Origin of the sequence: Nocardiopsis valliformis DSM 45023 (genome assembly GCF_000340985.1) — a bacterium.
Lineage (GTDB): Bacteria > Actinomycetota > Actinomycetes > Streptosporangiales > Streptosporangiaceae > Nocardiopsis > Nocardiopsis exhalans.
The window spans coordinates 61,672-79,991 of record NZ_ANAZ01000014.1; the positions used below are offsets into that span (position 1 = coordinate 61,672).

General features: G+C 70.9%; 16 protein-coding genes. 8 read left to right on the top strand and 8 right to left on the bottom strand.

The features are described from left to right. Nucleotides 1–3 precede the first annotated feature (3 nt). From D457_RS32660 to D457_RS35360, 4 genes are all read left to right on the top strand, one after another. Nucleotides 4–2,130, top strand: a complete 2,127-nt coding sequence (locus D457_RS32660) for an ATP-binding protein (RefSeq protein WP_017581582.1) — start codon at nucleotides 4–6, stop codon at nucleotides 2,128–2,130. After that, complete coding sequence (locus tag D457_RS0115505; protein ID WP_017581583.1) at nucleotides 2,127–3,299, top strand: acyl-CoA dehydrogenase family protein; 1,173 nt, start codon at nucleotides 2,127–2,129, stop codon at nucleotides 3,297–3,299. Before D457_RS32660 ends, D457_RS0115505 begins: the two co-directional genes overlap by 4 nt. Nucleotides 3,300–3,336: 37 nt before the next feature. After that, complete coding sequence (locus D457_RS0115510) at nucleotides 3,337–3,957, top strand: TetR/AcrR family transcriptional regulator (RefSeq protein ID WP_017581584.1); 621 nt, start codon at nucleotides 3,337–3,339, stop codon at nucleotides 3,955–3,957. A gap of 163 nt (nucleotides 3,958–4,120) precedes the next feature. Then, nucleotides 4,121–4,696, top strand: a complete 576-nt coding sequence (locus tag D457_RS35360) for a hypothetical protein (RefSeq protein ID WP_017581585.1) — start codon at nucleotides 4,121–4,123, stop codon at nucleotides 4,694–4,696. 154 nt (nucleotides 4,697–4,850) lie between these two features. On the opposite strand, the gene D457_RS0115520 is transcribed toward D457_RS35360, so the two are convergent. Further along, a complete protein-coding gene (locus tag D457_RS0115520) occupies nucleotides 4,851–5,063 on the bottom strand; it encodes a hypothetical protein (protein ID WP_017581586.1) in 213 nt (70 codons plus the stop codon). Nucleotides 5,064–5,216: 153 nt separating this feature from the next. On the opposite strand from D457_RS0115520, the gene D457_RS34120 reads away from it, so the two are divergent. After that, complete coding sequence (locus D457_RS34120) at nucleotides 5,217–6,257, top strand: hypothetical protein (protein WP_017581587.1); 1,041 nt, start codon at nucleotides 5,217–5,219, stop codon at nucleotides 6,255–6,257. 5 nt (nucleotides 6,258–6,262) lie between these two features. Continuing rightward, entirely contained in the window at nucleotides 6,263–9,868 is a 3,606-nt protein-coding gene (locus D457_RS0115530; RefSeq protein WP_152514250.1) for a CHAT domain-containing protein, read from the top strand. 13 nt (nucleotides 9,869–9,881) lie between these two features. On the opposite strand, the gene D457_RS0115535 is transcribed toward D457_RS0115530, so the two are convergent. Both D457_RS0115535 and D457_RS0115540 read right to left on the bottom strand, forming a co-directional pair. After that, the gene (locus D457_RS0115535) at nucleotides 9,882–10,286 is read right to left on the bottom strand and encodes a hypothetical protein (RefSeq protein ID WP_017581589.1); all 405 of its coding nucleotides are present in this window, start codon (nucleotides 10,284–10,286) and stop codon (nucleotides 9,882–9,884) included. Nucleotides 10,287–10,347: 61 nt separating this feature from the next. Then, nucleotides 10,348–11,628, bottom strand: a complete 1,281-nt coding sequence (locus D457_RS0115540) for an MFS transporter (protein WP_017581590.1) — start codon at nucleotides 11,626–11,628, stop codon at nucleotides 10,348–10,350. Nucleotides 11,629–11,754: 126 nt separating this feature from the next. On the opposite strand from D457_RS0115540, the gene D457_RS0115545 reads away from it, so the two are divergent. Continuing rightward, entirely contained in the window at nucleotides 11,755–12,498 is a 744-nt protein-coding gene (locus D457_RS0115545; RefSeq protein ID WP_039831343.1) for a VOC family protein, read from the top strand. Between the two features lie 9 nt (nucleotides 12,499–12,507). On the opposite strand, the gene D457_RS0115550 is transcribed toward D457_RS0115545, so the two are convergent. From D457_RS0115550 to D457_RS0115560, 3 genes are all read right to left on the bottom strand, one after another. Beyond that, nucleotides 12,508–13,125, bottom strand: coding sequence for a PadR family transcriptional regulator (locus D457_RS0115550; RefSeq protein ID WP_017581592.1), 618 nt, complete (start codon nucleotides 13,123–13,125; stop codon nucleotides 12,508–12,510). A 69-nt stretch (nucleotides 13,126–13,194) separates the two neighbouring features. Beyond that, complete coding sequence (locus tag D457_RS0115555; protein ID WP_017581593.1) at nucleotides 13,195–15,210, bottom strand: acyl-CoA dehydrogenase family protein; 2,016 nt, start codon at nucleotides 15,208–15,210, stop codon at nucleotides 13,195–13,197. A 167-nt stretch (nucleotides 15,211–15,377) separates the two neighbouring features. Next, nucleotides 15,378–15,653 carry a helix-turn-helix domain-containing protein gene (locus D457_RS0115560; protein WP_017581594.1) on the bottom strand — a complete coding sequence of 92 codons (276 nt, stop codon included), beginning with the start codon at nucleotides 15,651–15,653 and terminating at the stop codon, nucleotides 15,378–15,380. A gap of 79 nt (nucleotides 15,654–15,732) precedes the next feature. On the opposite strand from D457_RS0115560, the gene map reads away from it, so the two are divergent. Further along, nucleotides 15,733–16,500 carry a type I methionyl aminopeptidase gene (gene map, locus D457_RS0115565; RefSeq protein WP_017581595.1) on the top strand — a complete coding sequence of 256 codons (768 nt, stop codon included), beginning with the start codon at nucleotides 15,733–15,735 and terminating at the stop codon, nucleotides 16,498–16,500. Nucleotides 16,501–16,740: 240 nt separating this feature from the next. On the opposite strand, the gene D457_RS0115570 is transcribed toward map, so the two are convergent. Next, on the bottom strand, nucleotides 16,741–17,226 hold the full coding sequence (locus D457_RS0115570; protein ID WP_039831344.1) for an AAA family ATPase: 486 nt from the start codon (nucleotides 17,224–17,226) through the stop codon (nucleotides 16,741–16,743). Nucleotides 17,227–17,277: 51 nt separating this feature from the next. Further along, on the bottom strand, nucleotides 17,278–18,282 hold the full coding sequence (locus D457_RS0115575; protein WP_083926781.1) for a S66 peptidase family protein: 1,005 nt from the start codon (nucleotides 18,280–18,282) through the stop codon (nucleotides 17,278–17,280). Nucleotides 18,283–18,320: the final 38 nt, after the last annotated feature.

The following is an 18,320-nucleotide window of genomic DNA, read 5'->3' on the forward strand; positions in this document are numbered from 1 at the left end:
GACATGACCCCCACCACCTCCGTCAGCCCCGACGGCGCCCGGCCCATCGGCACGCTGCTGGTCGCCAACCGGGGCGAGATCGCCCGCCGGATCATCCGCACCTGCAAGGCCCTCGGTGTGGCCACCGTCGCCGTGCACGCCCCCGGCGAGGAGAACGCCGCGCACGTCCGCGAGGCCGACACCGCCGTGCGCCTGACTGTCCCCGAGGGGCGCGGCCCCGTGGACGCCTACCTCGGCCCCGAAGCGCTGGTCGCCGCCGCCCGCACCGCAGGGGCCGACGCCGTCCACCCCGGCTACGGCTTCCTGTCCGAGAACGCCGCCTTCGCCCGCGCCGTCACCGGCGCCGGGCTGACCTGGGTGGGCCCCGCCGCCGAAGCAGTCGAACAGATGGGCTCCAAGACCCTCGCCAAGAAGGTCGCCCGCGACGCCGGGGTGCCGGTCGCCGACGCCCTCGACCCCGAGGACGTGCGTGCCGAACACCTTCCCGTCCTGGTCAAGGCGGTGTCCGGCGGCGGCGGACGCGGCATGCGCGTGGTCCGTGAACTCGACGCACTCGCCGCCCAGGCCCGGGCCGCGCGCACCGAGGCCGCCTCCGCCTTCGGCGACCCCACGGTGTTCTGCGAGCCCTACGTGGAACGCGGCCGCCACGTGGAGGTCCAGGTCCTGGCCGACCTCCACGGCACCGTCTGGGCACTGGGGGAACGCGACTGCTCGGCGCAGCGCCGCCACCAGAAGGTCCTGGAGGAGGCACCCGCGCCCGGACTGCCTGAGGAGACCCGCCAACGGCTGCACCGGGCCGCCCGCGACCTCGCCGCGGCCATCGGCTACACCGGCGCCGGAACCGCCGAGTTCCTCGTGCCCGTCACGGAGGAGGGGCTAGGGGAGCCCGTCTTCCTGGAGATGAACACCCGCCTTCAGGTCGAGCACCCCGTCACCGAGTGCGTCACCGGCCTGGACCTGGTGGAGTGGCAGCTGCGGATCGCGGAGGGTGAACCCCTGCCCGGTACCGAACCGCCCTCCCCGCGCGGCCACGCCGTCGAGGCCCGCCTGTACGCCGAGGACCCTCGTAACGACTGGCGGCCCCGGACCGGGCTCCTGCACGCCTTCGACGTCCCCGCCGCCACCGTCAGCTTCACCCCCCTCACCACCCCCGGGGTGCGCCTGGACCACGGGGTGGAGGCGGGCGACGCCGTCGGCACCGACTTCGACCCCATGCTCGCCAAGGTCATCGCCTACGGCACCGACCGCCGCGACGCCCTGCGCCGCCTAGCCGCCGCCCTGGCCGCCGCCCGCCTGCACGGGGTGGGCACCAACCGCGACCTGCTCGTGCGGGCCCTGCGCCACCCCGACTTCGCCCGGGCCCACCACCGGCCCGAACGGCTGCACACCGGGTTCCTGACCGGCGACCGCCTCACCGCGCTGGCCCAGCCCCTGGCCGAACCCGCCACCGAGGAACTGGCCGCGCTCGCCGCGTCCCTGGCCTCGGTCGAGGCCACCAGGGGGCAGAGCGCTCTCCCGGCCGGGATCCCCGCGGGCTGGCGCAACCTGCCCTCGGCCCCGCACCGGCGCCGCCACACCACCGCAGAGGGCCGCGAGATCACCTCGGCCTTCCGGTCGGTGCGCGGTGCCCACCTGCCCGAGCGGGAGGGCGTACGGGTGCTCTCGGCCGCCCCCGACCAGGTGGTCCTGGAGGTGGACGGGCTGCGTCGCGCCTTCGCTGTTCATTCGGGTGAGCGCGACGTGTACGTCGAGTCCGCGCTGGGCCCGGTCACCCTGACCCCCGTCGACCCCCTCCCCGAACCCGAGGCCACCGTCGACCCCGGCGCTCTGCCCGCGCCCATGCCCGGCACGGTCACCGCGGTGGACGTCACCGTGGGGGAGAAGGTCCGCGAGGGGCAGACCCTGCTGCGCATGGAGGCGATGAAGATGGAGCACCGCGTCACCGCCCCCGCCGCCGGAGCCGTCCGCGAACTCCCGGTCGCCGCCGGGGAACGCGTCCCCGCCGGGGCGCCGCTGGCCGTGCTCGACTACGCCGACCCCGAGAACCCCACCGAGGACCCCACCGACAGCGACGACTACGGCTCCCCGGGCGCGAGGACCACCCCCCACAACGAAGGGCTCGACCAATGACCGGTGCCATGACCTTCAACGAACCCGTCGAACGCGTCGAACTCCGCGCCGCCGTCGCCGACCTCGGCGCCAAATACGGACCCGAGTACTACAGAACCAAGGCCAAGGAGGGCGCCTACCTCACCGAGCTGTGGCGCGAGGCGGGCGAGCTCGGCTACCTGGGCGTCAACATCCCCGAGGAGTACGGTGGCGGAGGCGGCGGCATCGGCGACCTGGCCGCCGTCCTGGAGGAGCTCAGCGCCGCGGGCTGCCCCACCCTGATGATGGTGGTCTCCCCGGCCATCTGCGGCACTGTCCTGGCCCGCTTCGGCACCCCCGAACAGCGCCGGCGCTGGCTGCCCGGCCTGGCCAACGGCGAGTCCATCATGGCCTTCGCCATCACCGAACCCGACGCCGGCTCCAACGCCCACCGCATCACCACCACCGCCCGCCGCGACGGTGAGGGCTGGGTGCTCAACGGCCGCAAGACCTACATCTCCGGGGTGGATGTCGCCGACGCCGTGCTGGTGGTCGGCCGCATCGAAGACGAGGACACAGGGCGCCTGGCCGCCGCGCTGTTCGCCGTCCCCACCGGCACCCCCGGGTTCGAGGCGCGGCAGATCGAGATGGACATCGTCAGCCCGGACCACCAGTTCCAGCTGTTCATGGACGACGTCCGCCTACCCGCCGACGCCCTGGTCGGCGACCCCGACGCCGGACTCCTCCAGCTTTTCGCCGGACTCAACCCCGAACGCATCATGGCTGCCTCCCTGGCCACCGGCAGCGCCCGCCATGCCCTGGACAAGGCGGTCGCCTACGCCAAGGAGCGGGTGGTGTGGCGGGACACACCTATCGGCGCCCACCAGGGGCTGGCCCACCCGCTCGCGCAGGTCAAGATCGAGACCGAACAGGCCCGCATGATGACCCAGTACGCGGCGCTCCGCTACGATTCCGGCGACGACACGGGCGCCGGGGAGGCGGCCAACATGGCCAAGTACGCCGCCGCAGAGGCGTGTGTGCGGTCCGTCGACCAGGCCGTGCAGACTCTCGGCGGCAACGGTCTGGCCAGCGAGTACGGGCTAGGCGCGGCGATCGCCGCCTCTCGGCTGGCCCGGATCGCTCCCGTGAGCCGGGAGATGGTCCTCAACTACGTGGCCCAGCAGTCCCTCGGCCTGCCCAAGTCGTACTGACCGCGGGGGCGGCACACCAGGGGAGAAGAGGCGCGCAGTGGACACGGCATCGGGGGTCTCCGACCGGGAGCCGAGACAGGAGCGCAGCCGGGCCACCCGGGCCCGGCTGCTGGACGCGGCGGTGGGATGCCTGTCCGAACGCGGAGTGGCCGGGGCCACGGTGGGCGCGGTCGCCGAACGCGCCGGGGTGTCCCGGGGCGCCGCGCAGCACCACTTCCCCACCCGCGAGGACCTGCTGCTGGCAGCGCTGCGGCACATCGTGGACAGCCGCGCCAGCGACCTGCGCCGCCGGGTGGAGTCGGTTCCCGAGGGGCCCGGCCGCACCGAGGCCGTGGTGCAAATGGTGGTGGACGCCTTCAGCGGTACCGGTTTCAACGCTGCCCTCCAGCTGTGGGCCGGTGCGGCCAGCGACCCCGCCCTGCGCGAACGCGTCATCCCGCTGGAGGAACAGGTGGGTCGGGAGGTGCACCGCGCCGTGGTCGACCTGCTGGGTGCCGACGAGTCGGTCCCCGGCACGCGGGAGGCCGTCCAGGCCACCCTCGACCTGGCCCGGGGGCTGGGCCTGGCCAACCTCCTCACCGACGACGGACCGCGCCGCCGCCACATCGTCCGTCAGTGGGCCCGCATGCTCGACCAGGCTTTGGCGGCGGGAGACTGACCTGCGGTCGGGGCCGGCTGCCGGGGTCAGCGGTGTTTACTGGTGAGTGAGTTCTATCGTCGGCCGCCTACCACCTCCGGGCGGTGGGCGCTTATGATCGAAAAGGCCGGGCAAAGCAGCGGCCACAACAGTTCTTCACAACGGTTTTTCTGGACAAGGCGGTGTGCCGGTGGGTGCGGATTCGGGCAGGGACCTTCCCGGCCTGGCCAGGCGGGCAGTGGAGGCGTTCGAGGAGAGTGCCACACGGGGCAGGGACCGTGACGCCCTCATGGACACCGCGTTCGCGCGGCTCTTCGAGCTCTACCAGGCCACCTCCCAGGCCGAACGGCAGTCCCCGGCGGGACAGAACTTCAACGCCAGGCTTGCCGAGGTCCTGGTGAGCGGGAACAACCCGGTCCGGATCAGCCTGTACGTGGTGCGCACCCAGACCGCCGCCGAGAACGGCCGGCACGAGGGCTACCGCCCGGCCTGCTGGCGCCGCTCCATGCTCCAGCTCCTGGGCGACGAGTTCGTGCCCCTGGAGAGCTTCCTGCGCCCGGTCGACCTGGACGCCCTGCCGCGCATCGACGACGCCCTGGAAGCGGTGGCGGCCGACGCCAGCCCGGCCACCGTCGAGGCGGTCCCGGCCTGGGTGCCCGAGACCCACTGGTGGTGGTGGGAACCGGCCCGCCAGCGCGGCGAGGAGACCCCCTCGCACACCCGCGCCGACAGCGGAACCCTGGACGCCGTCACGGATTGACCCGGGTGGGAATTTCCCCTTGGCGGGAGGCCGGTTTGGGCTAGGCTTTTGCCAGGTTCCGTTCCGGAAAGGCGGAAGTGTGCCGCACCCCCCTGACAGTGCACTCGAAGACTTGGCCGTTGTCTGCGCCAACGAATCAGAGATCCGTGAGTTCCTACGCGGGCACAATATGGAGTCGGACGCGCTGGACCCGGTGCTCGCTGCGGCCAGCGGCGACGGCGACCTCCGGGAGAGCCTCGACGATCTTGACGAAGTGCTCCGGCACTTTCGGAAAGATCCGCGAGGGCTCCAGGGATATCCGGGTGGACAGGACTCCGTACGGGGCCTCGACGAGCAACCGGTCAACGGCCAGCTCCAAGGTGCCCAACCGCTGGGAGTACCGACCACCCCCGTCACGGGGGTGGAGTTCCACTGCCCGGGAGGCCAGTGCCCCCGGACGTGGAAGCGGGTCCCCAGCCAGCTGATCCCCTTTTGCGTGGTCCATGGGAAGCAGCTCGCCTCACGCGAGACGGCGTGATCGATGGGCGACCTGCTGAGCGGTATCGGTCAGAAGGCGTCCAAGGCGTGGTTGGGTCTGTTCGTCTTGCCCGGGGCGGTCTATGTGTTCCTGGTCCTGGCCGGGCTCCAGCTGGGACACCGCGAGGCCCTCGACCTTAGGTCTCTGGCGGGGGACGTCGCATCGTCCGTCGGGGGCCTGGATGTCACCCTTACTGCGCAGGTGCTGCTGGTGCTCGGGGCGCTGATCCTGGTGGGACTGAGCTCGGTGGTCGGTCAGGCGGCGCGGTTCGCGGGCGTGGCGGTGGAACGGGTCTGGTTCACGACCGCCTGGGGACACTGGCCCTTCCCTCTGCGGGACTGGGCCGATCGCCGGACCCGCAAGCGCGAGGAGCGCTGGCGGGAGTTGGCAAAGGCGGTACTTCGGGCACGGGCCGAAAAGAAGGACGTGGGGAAGAGCGACGGCGCCGATCCCTCCGGTGGGCCCGCCTCCATTGAGCCCGCTGCCGATCCGGTATCCGCCGTCCCCGCAGCCACAGCCGTTCCCACTGATCACGCCGCCGCACGCGCGGCCATGGCGCGGATCTGCGCCGAGCAGCCGAGCCGTCCCACCTGGTTCGGCGACCGCATGAGCGCCGTCGCCCAACGATTGAAAAGAGACGGTGCACTCGACCTCGGCACCGTCTGGCCGCACCTGTGGCTCCTCATGCCGACCGAGTCCCGGGACATGGTCGTTCAAGCTCGCCAGGCCCTGGGCAAGGCCACCACCCTGACCGGCTGGGGACTGCTCTACTTCCCGCTCGCCCTGTGGTGGTGGCCCGCGGCGCTGATCGGCACGGCGCTGGTGTTCGCGGGATGGCTGCGGGCCCGCTCCGCAACCGAGACGTATGCGGTCCTGGTCGAGGCCATCGTCCGACTGCACCTGGGCGTCCTGGCTCAGCATTTCGACCTCAAAGCCAAAGGCCTGATCACCCCAAATCTGGGCGCGAACCTCAGCAACGTGCTCAGAGCCAGTGACCCCTTGGACTCCCCGCTCGGTCCACCGTCCCACCACCCCCGGAGGTAGACGTAGTGCGAGACCAGTTATTGGTCCGGGTTCAGGCCAGGATCTCCGCGGCTCTGGCCGCGCAGGAGTACTCCGAGTTCCTCGACAAGACTGCACAGCGCGAGGAGCGCGACCTGCGCGCCTGGCTGAAGAGGATGCCCCATGACGACGGTGTGCGCAGCGGCCTGGGCTGGTGGCACTGGCTCCGCCACCTCGCTGAGGACTCCGCTCGGAGCAGGCACCGTGAGACCGCCCTGGAGTACTTCGGTCCCGCCTTCGTTCGAGGGGTCGGCCCCTTCCCGGAACCTCTGCTGCCCGAACTGGCCTACCGGGCCTTCGGCAAGGCGATGGAGCTGCTGGGCCGGGTGACCATGATGCCGGTCTCCGGAGATGACGTGATCGCGGTGGCTGACCTGTGGCAGCGCATCGTGGACGCCACACCCCGGGACGATCCGAACCGGGGAGCCCGGAACGGAAATCTCACTGTGGTTCTCAACAGGCTTTACGAACTCACTGGAGACCCTTCTGATCTGGACCGGATGGTGGCCGCGGCCCGGAAAACGCTGGAGGCCTTTCCCCGGGGGGACGAGGAACGGCTTGCCGTCGCGAGCAACCTTGCCTTGGCTTTTCTCCAGCGCGCGTCTCGCCACGGCGGTGTCCAGGACCTGACCGAGGCCGTCAGCCTCCTCAAGGGCGAACTGTCCGAAGCCGCTCCGGATGACGTAGGCCGCACCAGGTGTCTAGCGGTTCTGGGCCAGGCCTCGGCTTCGCTCTTCGAGTTCAGCGCGGACTTGGCGGACCTGAACGAGGGTATCGACTGGCAGAGGGAAGCCCTCGACGCCCTGTCCGCGGACGACCCCTTGTACACCGCCTGTGCCACGCACCTCTCCCGGACCCACCTCCTGCGTGCCCGGTGGGGAGGGGGCCGTCCCGACCTTGACGAGGCGGTGCGTCTCGCCCGCCTGGGGCTGACCGGTTTCCCGGAGGCCACTCCGGACCGGGCCAAGGCCCTGACCGAACTGGTGTCGGTCCTGACCGTCCGTTTCGAGGCCACCGGGGAGTCCGACGCCCTGGAGGAGGCCTTGACGCACAACGACGAGTTGGCGTCCCTGGTGCCGGAGGGCTCTCCCCACTGGTGGGCGTACCTGCTCGACGCGGTCACTCTGCACCGGCTCAGATTCACGGTCACGGCTGACCCCGCCGACCTGAACCGGGCGGTGGCCCTCGGCCGCCGGGCCCGGGACTCGGTAGGGAAGGACTTCCACGAGCTCCCGGCCGTTCTGCACGCTCTTCTCCTGGCGCTCAAGACCAGGGCGGAGCAGACCGGCGACAGCGAGGACCTGACGGAAGCGGTCCTGATCGGGCATCTCATGCAGCCGATGACCGAGCATTACCCCGACGCGGGTTTCGTGATGGCCGAGATCTCCAGCATGCTCTCCCTCCGGTATCACCGCTTTCACCGGGACCAGGACCTGGATGAGGCCATCAGATGGTTGGAGGAGGGGCTGGCCAGGCTTCCCACCGCCCACCATGACGTCCCTGCCAAGACCGTCGGCCTCAGCCGACTCCTCCGGGACCGGTACCGTCGCGACCGCGACCCGGAAGACCTGAACCGCGCTGTCGAGAAGAGCCGGGAGGCCTTCACCCTGGCGGCGTCGGAGAGCGGCCTGGTCACACTCCCCATGTTCGTCAGCGACCTCGCTGACGCGCTGCGTGACCGCTTCGAGGCGACCGGTGACCGGGCGGACCTGGAAGAGGCGATCAGCCTCTCGCGTGAGAGCGTGAACACGGAGTGCGCCACGGTGGCGGAACGGGCCCACGCGTTCATGACCCTGGCCCTTCACCTGGAAGCCCGGGCGGCCCTCCCGGGTGCGGCTCCGCGGGACGCGGAGGAAGCCATCGAACTCTACGAACGGGCCTGGGAGACGGAAACGGCGTCCACCTCCCTGCGCGTGAGCGCGGCGGCCCGAGGGGCGCGGGCGGCTCAGGCCGCCGACCCGGCGCGGGCGTTGCGTCTGTTCGAGGGAGCGGTCGGACTTCTCCCCAGGACCGCTCCGTACCAGACCTTCCAGGAGGATCAACAGGTCTCCCTGGTCGGGTCCGCCGGGATCGCGGCCGATGCCGCCGCGCTCACCCTGGACGACACCACGCGTGATGAGGAGGAGCGTGCCTGGCGTGCGCTGGAACTCCTGGAAGCCGGGCGGGCCGTCACCCTCGGCCACGGTCTCACCATGCGCGCTGACCTCTCGGAACTATGGAAATACCACCCTGAATCCGCGCTGCGGTTCTGGTGGCTGAGCGACACCCTGAACACCTTCGAGCAGGGCACCTCGAAGGTGGTCGCGCCCGACCGGCACGAACTGGCGGCCGAGTTCGACGAACTGATCGCGCACGTGCGAACCCTGCCCGGGCTCAGCCGCTTCTGCCTGCCGCCGAATCGGGAGGACCTCCTCAGCCAGGCCGCACCAGGGCCGGTGGTCGTGGTTAACAGCAGTGCCCGGCGGTGCGACGCGCTCGTCCTCACCGCCGACGGACTGATCCACGTGCCGCTCATTTCACTTCTTTGGGAGGAGCTCGCGGACAGGGCCTTCCGGTTCGACCACAGCCTCAGCGTGATCCGCCACCCGAGGACGGAGCCGGAACAACGTGCGGCCGCACAGAAGGACATCGCCGAGACCCTGGGCTGGGTCTGGGACCACGTCACCGGACCGGTCCTCGACGCGTTGGGCTGTGACCGCCAGATCACCTCGCCCGAACAGGCCGACTGGCCGCGGGTGTGGTGGGTCCCGGTGGGGCTGATGGGGATGCTGCCCCTGCACGCGAGCGGTCACCACGGTGACGCCACCGACGACCCGCACCGGCGTACGGTTCTCGACCGGGTGGTCTCCTCCTACACGCCCACGGTCCGGGCGCTGGGCCACACCCGCGCCCGACGGGCCAGGGGTACCAACGTGGATGCCGCTTCCACGCTGATCGTGGGGATGCCGACCACCCCGGGGCTGTCGGAGAGAGCCGATCTGCACTATGTCCCGGAAGAGGTGGCCAGGGTCAAGGGCCACATCCCCGGAGCCACCGTGCTCTGCGCCCCGGACAGTGACGGTTCCGATGTGCCAGGCTCACTTGGCGCGCCCACCGGGGACGCGGTGATGGAGCTGCTGTCCGGGGCGCAGATCGCGCACTTCGCCTGCCACGGAACCAGCCACCCCACCAACCCGGCGCTGAGCCAGCTCCACCTGGCTGATCGTGCCGAGAACCCCCTCACCAGCCAGAGGTTGGCAGGTGCCCAGCTCGACCGTGCCCAACTGGCCTACCTGTCGGCCTGCCGGACCTCGGCGATCGAGAACGTCCGGCTGCTCGACGAGGTGGTCCACCTGTCCTCCTCACTCCAGCTCGCCGGGTTCCGGCACGTGGTAGGCGCCCTGTGGGAGATCGACGACCGACTGGCCGTGACCCTCGCGGACCGGTTCTACGCCGGGCTGCGCATCGAGGGAACGGTGGTGCTGGACACTGAGCGCTCGGCCTGGGCCCTGCACCAGGCGGTCCGGTACGTGCGCGATGCCCAGGACCGAAGGGTGCGCCTCGGCCCGCGGGATCCGTTCTTCTGGGCCGCTTTGGTGCACACCGGGGCCTGAGCGGACCGGCGGCTCAGGACGGGGGTTCGCGCAGGGAGTCGAAGCCGCCCCGGGCCGGGACCAGATGGACCTCGCCCGGTCTGGCGGTCTCCACGGTCTCCTCCAGATGGACCATGAACAGCGCACGGGCCTCCACCAGGCCGCCCTCGCGCCTGGTGCCGAACGCCGCCACCGCGTCCTCCACCAGGTCCCGCAACCGCGCGGCCAGCGTGGGCGGGTCCAGGTGCAGGACCATCGGTTCCTCCAGTTCCAGGCCCTTGAAACAGCTGATCCGGATGCCGCGTTCCCTGGGCAGGACCTCGGCCCGGCTGGTGGCCCGGTAGGTGACCGGGGTGCCGATCCCGCCGGTGTCGACGGTCATCTCCGTGCCCTCGGCCAGCTCCCTGACCAGCCGGTCCCACTCCTGCCGTTCGTCCATGAACCCATCCTCACCCCGGTGGCACGGGCGTACCAGGGGCCACACGGAGTTCAGGCCGTGATCAGCGCACCCCCTTGATCTTCCAGACCACGACCGCGCCCAGCAGGGAGATCAGCCCGCAGGCCGTGTACAGGACCGGGTAGCCGCCCAGGTGGACCACGATGGGTCCGGCCAGGGCCGGGGCGATCACCTGCGGGCCCGAGCTGGCGATGTTGACGATGCCCAGGTCCTTGGCGCGGCCCTCGGCGGTCGGCAGTACCTCGGTGACCAGTGCGTTGTCCACCGACAGGAAGACACCGAACCCCACGCCTAGCACCACCGCGCAGATCACCGCCGCGGTCCAGGTGGGGTACAGGGCCAATCCGAACGCGGGCAGGCCCATCACCACCCCGGCGAAGGCCACCATGCCGCGCCGTCTGCTGATCCGGTCCGAGACCACACCCGCCAGCACGGTGGTGGCCACGACCGCCGCCGTGTAGACGAGGATCAGGGTGAGCAGTCCGTCCGTGGCCGAGGAGCCGGGGAAGAGTTCCTCGTAGCCCACCGCGTCACGCAGGAAGTACAGCAGGTAGAGGACGAACATCGCGTTCCCGGTGCCGATGAGGAACCGGGTGAGGAAGGCCCAGGCGAAGTCCGGGTGGCGGCGGGGCGAGACCCACAGGCTCCGGGCGAAGTCGCGCCAGGGCGGGCGGGCCTCGGGGGGCAGCGGCGGGTCCGGGGAGAGCAGCGTGAACGGCAGGGCGCACGCGATGGTCAGGACGCCGATGAGCGTGTAGCCGGGGGAGATCTCGGTGACGACCACGGTGACCAGGACGACCGCCGCCACGACCCCGGCCGACTGGGGAATGCCGATCCAACCCGAGACCGCCCCGCGCTGGCTCCGGGGCACGTGGTCCGGGACGGCGGCGAGCAGGGTGGCGTTCAGGCAGGACAGCGCGGTCTGCACGAAGGACCAGCCCAGCAGGATCCCCGTGACGCTCTCCTGGGTGCCCAGGACGATCAGTCCCGCGCCGCCGAGCAGTGCCCCGGCCAGGACCCAGGGTCTGCGGCGGCCGAGCGGGCCGGTGGTGCGGTCCGACAGTGCTCCGGCCAGCGGGGTGGCGATCATGGCCATGGCCGCCCCGATCCCGGTGACCCAGGCCAGGACGGTCTCCTTGTCGGCAGGGGAGACCCGGCCGATCTGCTCGGGCAACAGGACCTGGAGGGGGCCGAAGAAGGCCATCCACATACCGAGGTTGGCCAGGCTGATCCCGGCCACCCACAGGGCGCTTACGTTGCGGGTGGGTTCGGCCAGGGCCGGGGGGAGCTCGTTCGGGGGGCGCGCCGCGGGGGGTGTGCGCACAGTGTGACCTACCTAACATGAGAAGGGTTCATGTTAGGCCAGGCGGGTCGATCCGGGGAAGGGCCCGGCGGGTTCGGGGGAGAATTCATGTGCATCTAATCAACTTTGACTAGTAGGGTGGCCGGCATGAGCCAGTCGCAGACGATCCGAGCCAACGAGACCACGGTGCCGCTGCTGCACACCCACAACCCCCAAGTCACGCTGGACTTCTATCAGTCACTCGGTTTCGAGGTCACCTGGAAGCAGCTCAAGCCCTACCTCTACCTGGCCTTGGAGTGGAGCGGGTTCGAGCTGCACTTCGGCACCGCGCCCAAAGGCCTGGACCCCGCCGAGGAGAACACCGGCGGCGCCCTGATCATGGTCGACGCGGTGGCGCCCTACCACGAGGCCTTCACCGCGGCCATGCGTGCCGCCCACGGCAAGGTCCTGGCCCGCGGCCTGCCGCGCATCACCCGCTACCGGCCCGGCGCCACCCGCTTCACTCTGATGGACCCATCCGGGAACTGCCTCATCTTCATCCAGCGCGACGAGCCCGAGAGCCTAGACTACGGGGGCTCTCCGGAGTTGGAGGGCATCGCCAAGGCCCTGGACCAGGCCCGCAACTTCCGCGATTTCAAGAACGACGATCTCGCCGCCTACCGAAACCTGAAATCCGCCCTGCGCAGGCACGCGGACACCGCTTCGGCCGTCGAGCGCGCCCTGGCCCACGCGACCCTGGTCGAACTGTCCATCGCTCTGGACGACCCGGAACAGGCGAAGACCTGGCGCGCCGAGCTGGAGGCGGTGGAGCTCACCGAGAAGGAGCGCCGGCTGGTCGAGCGGGAGCTGGACCACGCCACCGGCCTCCAGGAGTGGCGCGGAGACGCGTAGGGAGCGGGGTCAGTCTCGGGAGCCCCCGGTGTCGGGGGCCAGCACCCCCTCGTAGGGGGCGGCGCCCTCCTCGTCCGCGAAGGTGTACGCGCCGCCCTCGATCCGCCCGATCAGCCCGCGGGTCCAGGCGGCCTCGGAATCCGAGGTGTGCACCCACAGGTCCATGACCTCGCCGATGTGGCCCTGCTGCTCGGGCCCCTGTTCGGGGTCGTAGTACTTGACCACCTCGGCCCGCCAGGCCTCCAGCCCAGCCAACCGCTGCCGCAGCAGGGTGAGGGCCTCCTGACGGGGCAGGTCCACGGCGAAGCCGAGCCCGGCGGCGAGCACGTCCGGCTTGGTCTCGTGTCCGCACAGCGCCGAGCGCAGCAGCGAGAAGTACTCCTCGTTGCCGCGCTCGGTGGCCTCGTACTCGATCCGGGGCGGCCCGCCGACAGTTGACGGCGCCACCTCGTGCGCGACCAGCAGGCCCTGCCTGGCCATCTGCTTCAGCGCGTGGTAGATCGACCCGGGTTTGGCGTTGGACCACTGGTGCGCGCCCCAGCCCTCCAGGTCGTTGCGGACCTGGTAGCCGTGCGCCCGACCGTGCAGTCGGACCGCCCCCAGGACCAGCAAGCGGATGGCCGGCATCCCCGCACCCCTCACCCCGTGTGTCTGGTCAATTTTGACTAGCATACGGGTGCGGGGTGTCGGGTGAGGTCAGGCCTTCTGGCCCTGTGCCTGCCGCTCCGCCCGCTCGTCCGCCTGCTGCACCTCCTGGCGCCGCTCCTCCGCGCCCAGGGCGATTGGCGCGCCTAGCCACTCGTCACGCAGACCGAAGGCGTCGGCCAGCTGCACCGCGTACGGACGTAGACCCCGGCACAGGTCGTTCACGGCCGCCGAGACTGCCTTGGTCCGGGCGGTGGAGAGCCGCTCGTGCTCCAGGAACCAGGCCCGGTCCTCCTCGATCACCGACAGCACGTACAGGTCGCACAGGCGGTTGAGCAGCTTGGCTGTGGACTTGTCGCCGCAGCGGTCGATACCCGCCACGAACGCCTCCAGCACCACCCGGTCCATGTGTGCCCGACCAGCCGCGAGCACGTGGTCCTGGGCCCGGTTGAACACCTCGAAGGCGTCGCTGCCGTCCTTCTTGGCCCGGCGTAGCCGCCCGGCCAGCCCTTCGGTGATGTGCTTCTCGCGGTCCTCGAACAGTTCCAGGTGCCAGCCCCGGTTGTACAGGCTGGCCTCGTCGCGGCCCGGGGCGGCGGCGATGAGCCGGTCGATCAGCGGGATGGCGGCGGTGCGCTCGATGACGGTCTCGAACACCTTGCCCGCCATGAACCGAGCCAGGCCCAGCTGGTCAAGGTCGCCGAAGGAGTCCTTGAAATTGGTCAGCAGACCCTTGGTGAGCTGCTGCAACAGGACGGTGTTGTCGCCCTCGAACGTGGTGAAGATGTCCGAGTCCGCCTTGAGCTGCGGGATCCGGTTCTCCGCCAGGTAACCGGAGCCGCCGCAGGCCTCGCGGCAGGTCTGGATGGTCTCGGTGGCGTGCCAGGTCGCGACCGCCTTCAGCCCGGCCGCGCGCGACTCCAGCTCCCGCTGGGCGTGCTCGTCGCGCTCCTCGGCCTTGGACAGCTCGTGCAGGCGGGTGACCAGCTCCTCCTGGGCGAAGTGCAGCCCGTAGGTGCGGGCCAGTGCGGGCAGGAGCTTGCGCTGGTGGGCGAGGTAGTCCAGGATCCGCACCTCCTGCTCCGGCCGGGAGTCCGTGGCCGGGCGGGTGAACTGGCGGCGGGTGTCCGCGTACCGGATCGCGATGGCCAGCGAGGCCTTGGTGGCGGTGCCCGCGCCCCCGGCCACGCTGATGCGGCCGCGGATCAGCGTGCCCAGCATGGTGAAGAACCGCCGGTTCTGGTTCTCGATCGGGCTGGAGTAGGTGCCGTCGGCGGCCACGTCGCCGTACCGGTTGAGCAGACTGGTGCGCGGCACCCGCACGCCGTCGAACCACAGGCGGCCGTTGTCGACCCCGTTCAGTCCGGCCTTGGGGCCGCAGTCCTCGATGGTCACCCCGGGCATCGGCTTGCCCTTCTTGCTCCGGATGGGCACCATCAGCGCGTGCACGCCGTGCTCGATGAGGCCGCCCTCGCCGTCCGGGGTGCGCAGCTGGGCGAAGACCACCGCCATACGTCCGTCCCGGGCGGCATTGCCGATGTAGTCCTTGCGCGCGGACTCGTCCGGGGTGTGCACCACGAATTCACCGGATTCGGCGTCGTAGGTGGCGGTGGTGCGCAGGCGCTGCACGTCCGAGCCGTGCCCGGTCTCGGTCATCGCGAAGCAGCCGGGCAGTGCCACGGTCATGACGTCGGGCAGGTACTTCTGATGGTGCTCGTCGGTGCCCAGGGCCTTGATGGCCCCGCCGAACAGTCCGAACTGCACACCCATCTTCACCATGAGCGACATGTCGGCGACGAGCATCTCGAAGGCCACCACTGAGGCGCCGATGTCGTCGGTTCCGCCCACGGACTCGGGGAACCCGTAGGCGGGCATGCCGGTCTCGGTCAGCGCCATGAGCTGCTTGAGGGTGCGGGCGCGATGGTCCTCCATAGACAGCCCGTGCACGGGGGCGAACTGTTCGCCCTGGATGACGTCGCGGGCGCGTTCGCGGATATTGGCCCATCGCCCGTCGAGCAGACCGCGCAGCTCGGCCTCGTCCAGTTTCAACAGTGCCTGTTCGCTCATGTGCTCCCCCTGTGGTCGTCGTTGACGCGATGTCCACGTGGTTACCACCCCGCGCCTGTGGGCGGCCGTGAACACGCCCGGGTCGCGGGTGTGTGAGTCCCAACGTTAGGGGGTGCCCGGCCAGGGTCGCGGTCGGGGACGGGGCCGGGGACGGGGAGAGTTGCCGGTCAGACGGCGACGGCGGGGGAGGAGGGCGCGACGGCGGTGTCGATCCGGGCGAGGAGGGCGTCCATGGACAGGCCCAGGGTGGCGGCGACGGCCGCGACGGTGAAGAAGGCCGGGGTGGGGATGCGGCCGCCCTCGATCTTGCGGAGGGTCTCCACGGAGATCCCGGAGGCGCGGGCGACGTCCACCATCGTGCGGTCAGCTCGGGCCTGGCGCAGGAGGGTGCCCAGGGCGCGGCCGCGTTCGATCTGCTCTTCGGTCAGCGGTTCTCGAACCATGGGGCGAGTGTATCCCGGACACCTGGGATCGTATAGTAATACCGGTATAGTTATCCTCGCTCTCTCTGGAAGGATCCCCGTGGTCGAGATCAAGACCCCCGAAGAAATCGCCCTGATGAGGGAGGCGGGCCGTGTGGTCGCCCACGCGCTGGCCGCCGCACGCGACCTCACCGAGCCCGGCCGCACCACCGCCGACCTGGACCGTGCGGCCGCCGAGGTCATCGCCGACGCGGGCGCCGATCCTCTCTTCCTGGGCTACCAGCCGGCCTGGGCGCCGACCCCCTTCCCCGGGGTGACCTGTATCAGCGTCAACGACGAGATCGTGCACGGCCCGCCCGGGCAGAGGGTCCTGGCTGACGGGGACCTGGTCAGCGTCGACTGCGGAGCCCGGTTGCGCGGCTGGTCCGGCGACGCCGCGATCAGCTTCGTGGTGGGCGAGGCCTACCCCGCCGACCTCGCCCTGATCGCCGCCACCGAGGCCGCACTTGCCCGGGGTATCGCGGCGGCCCGCCCTGGGAGCCGTCTGGGCGACGTGGGGCACGCCATTGCCGCCGAGGCCCGCGCGGCCGGGTACGGGCTCACCGCCGACCACGGCGGGCACGGCATCGGCCGTACCATGCACGAGGCCCCGGACGTGGCCAACGACGGCCGCCCGGGGCGGGGGTACAAGCTCCGTCCGGGGCTGGCCCTGGCCATCGAACCCATGCTGGTACGCGGCGGCTCGGACGGCTACGCCCACAGTGAGGACGGCTGGACGGTGATCAGCGACGACGGCAGCCGGGCCGCCCACTGCGAGCACACGATCGCGGTCACCGAGGACGGTCCCGTGGTGCTCACCCTCCCCTGAAGGGAGGATCGGGACGATACGGACGCACTTGCTCCGCGCCGGAATTGGGTTCAGGAAAAAACATGCCGCCTGATGTCCGAAACTCCGAGCGGGGGCGTGTCGGTTGCGCGACAATGAGTCATGAGACGGCGTCGCGAAAGCGGTGCTGGCGGGCCTACCTGGTACTCCAGTACCGGCCGGGGTCCGGAGCGGTGTCCCGCCCGTGGAGCGTGCGGGCGGGCCACCGCTCATTTACTGCATCTACTGTGTCCGAAACTCCTGAGCGATGGCCACCAGCTCATCGACCACCTTGGTGAGGGGCCGACGGGTGTCGATCTCATGGGTGGCCCCCGCACGCAGCAGCGGCTCGACCTCGGCCAGGTCCCGCCGGATCTTCTCCCGCTCGCCCGGACGCTTGCCGAAATCGTGCTCCGTGCGGGCCGCGACGCGCTCCAGAACGACCTCCTCCGGGGCGCTCAGCAGCACCACCGCGTCGAATCGGTCGTAGAACCGGCCCTGGTTGGGCACGGTGCCCGAGACGAACAGCGTCCGCTCGTTCTCCTCGGCGAGCAGAGCTGCGATCCGGTCCTCACGCCAGAAGCGGTCGTACTCCGTGCCGTCGAAGCGCGGCTCCCACCAGCCGGCCCCGTCCGTCTCCACCACCCGGTGGCCGAGCTCACCCAGAGCGACCAGTGCCGAGCTCTTGCCGTTGCCCGACATCCCCGTCACCAGCACACGTACCGCCATCACCACCCCCAGACCTCGGCGCTCGCTACCCCGGTGTCCGCTCCTCGGTGGTCACTCCAGACCGGGGACCTGCAGCACCAGACTGCCGTTCTCGCTGTCCAGCGCCGCCGGGACGCCCAACGGGACGGTGAGCTGCGCGGCGCAGTGGCCGAACTCCAGCCCCCACAGCACCGGGACCCCCAGGGGCCCGAGACGGTCGCGCATCAGCTCGGCGATCACCCCGAGATCCGGCGGACAGTCGGTCCACGTGCCCAACGCAACCCCCGCCACACCGTCCATCCAACCGGTGCGCAGCAGATGGGTCAGCATCCGGTCGATCCGCGCCGCGTCCTCGTTGATGTCCTCCAGGATCAGGATTCCGCCCGCCGCCGAAAGCCGACTGTGCGGAGTGGCCAGGCCGTTGTTGAGCAGACTCAGGTTCCCACCGAAGGTCACCCCCTCGGCCCGGCCCGGCACCAGGGCGTGCGCGCCCGGAGAGGTGAGCACCAACCGCTGTTCGGGGGCGAAGAGCGTCGTGTGCAGCTCCCGCTGGGCCGCCTCGTCACCCACGAAGTAGCGTGTTCCCACCACCGGCCCGTGCACGGTCGCCATGCCCAGCTCTACCGCGAACGCCTCGTGCAGCGCAGTGATGTCGCTGAACCCGATCAGCGCTTTGGGCTCGGCCAGCCGCATCTCGTCGAAGTCCAGCAGGTCCAGCATCCGGTGCGCCCCGTCCCCGCCGCGCGCGCAGAACACCGCACGCACATCCGGGTCGCACCAGGCCTCCTGGAGGTCGACGGCCCGGTCCCGGTCGGTCCCGGCCAGGTAGGGCAGCAGCGGGTGGCGGTCGCGCACGTGTGGGGCCAGCTCGACCTCCAGACCCCACCCCCGGAGCACCTCCACCGCGGTGTCCAGCTGCGCGGCCGGAACCGGGCTGCACGGGGCGACCAGGCGCACCCGGTCACCCTCCCGGAGCCGGGGCGGGCGGGTCAGCGCCCGCGCCGCCCGGGGGCTCGGGCGCTGATCCGGGCGCGGGCCCGTCACCGGCCCGGGGGCCCCGTCCCGATCGCCGCGCACCTCGGTCACCGACTCACCCACGTTTGTCCCCGTCCCTC

Coding starts and splice junctions, on each gene's coding strand:
- D457_RS0115545 (WP_039831343.1), top strand. CDS start 11,755: ATGAGCCAGTCGCAGACGATCCGAGCCAACGAGACCACGGTGCCGCTG.
- D457_RS34120 (WP_017581587.1), top strand. CDS start 5,217: ATGGGCGACCTGCTGAGCGGTATCGGTCAGAAGGCGTCCAAGGCGTGG.
- D457_RS0115560 (WP_017581594.1), bottom strand. CDS start 15,653: ATGGTTCGAGAACCGCTGACCGAAGAGCAGATCGAACGCGGCCGCGCC.
- D457_RS0115570 (WP_039831344.1), bottom strand. CDS start 17,226: ATGGCGGTACGTGTGCTGGTGACGGGGATGTCGGGCAACGGCAAGAGC.
- D457_RS0115550 (WP_017581592.1), bottom strand. CDS start 13,125: ATGCCGGCCATCCGCTTGCTGGTCCTGGGGGCGGTCCGACTGCACGGT.
- D457_RS0115505 (WP_017581583.1), top strand. CDS start 2,127: ATGACCGGTGCCATGACCTTCAACGAACCCGTCGAACGCGTCGAACTC.
- D457_RS32660 (WP_017581582.1), top strand. CDS start 4: ATGACCCCCACCACCTCCGTCAGCCCCGACGGCGCCCGGCCCATCGGC.
- D457_RS0115555 (WP_017581593.1), bottom strand. CDS start 15,210: ATGAGCGAACAGGCACTGTTGAAACTGGACGAGGCCGAGCTGCGCGGT.
- D457_RS0115535 (WP_017581589.1), bottom strand. CDS start 10,286: ATGGACGAACGGCAGGAGTGGGACCGGCTGGTCAGGGAGCTGGCCGAG.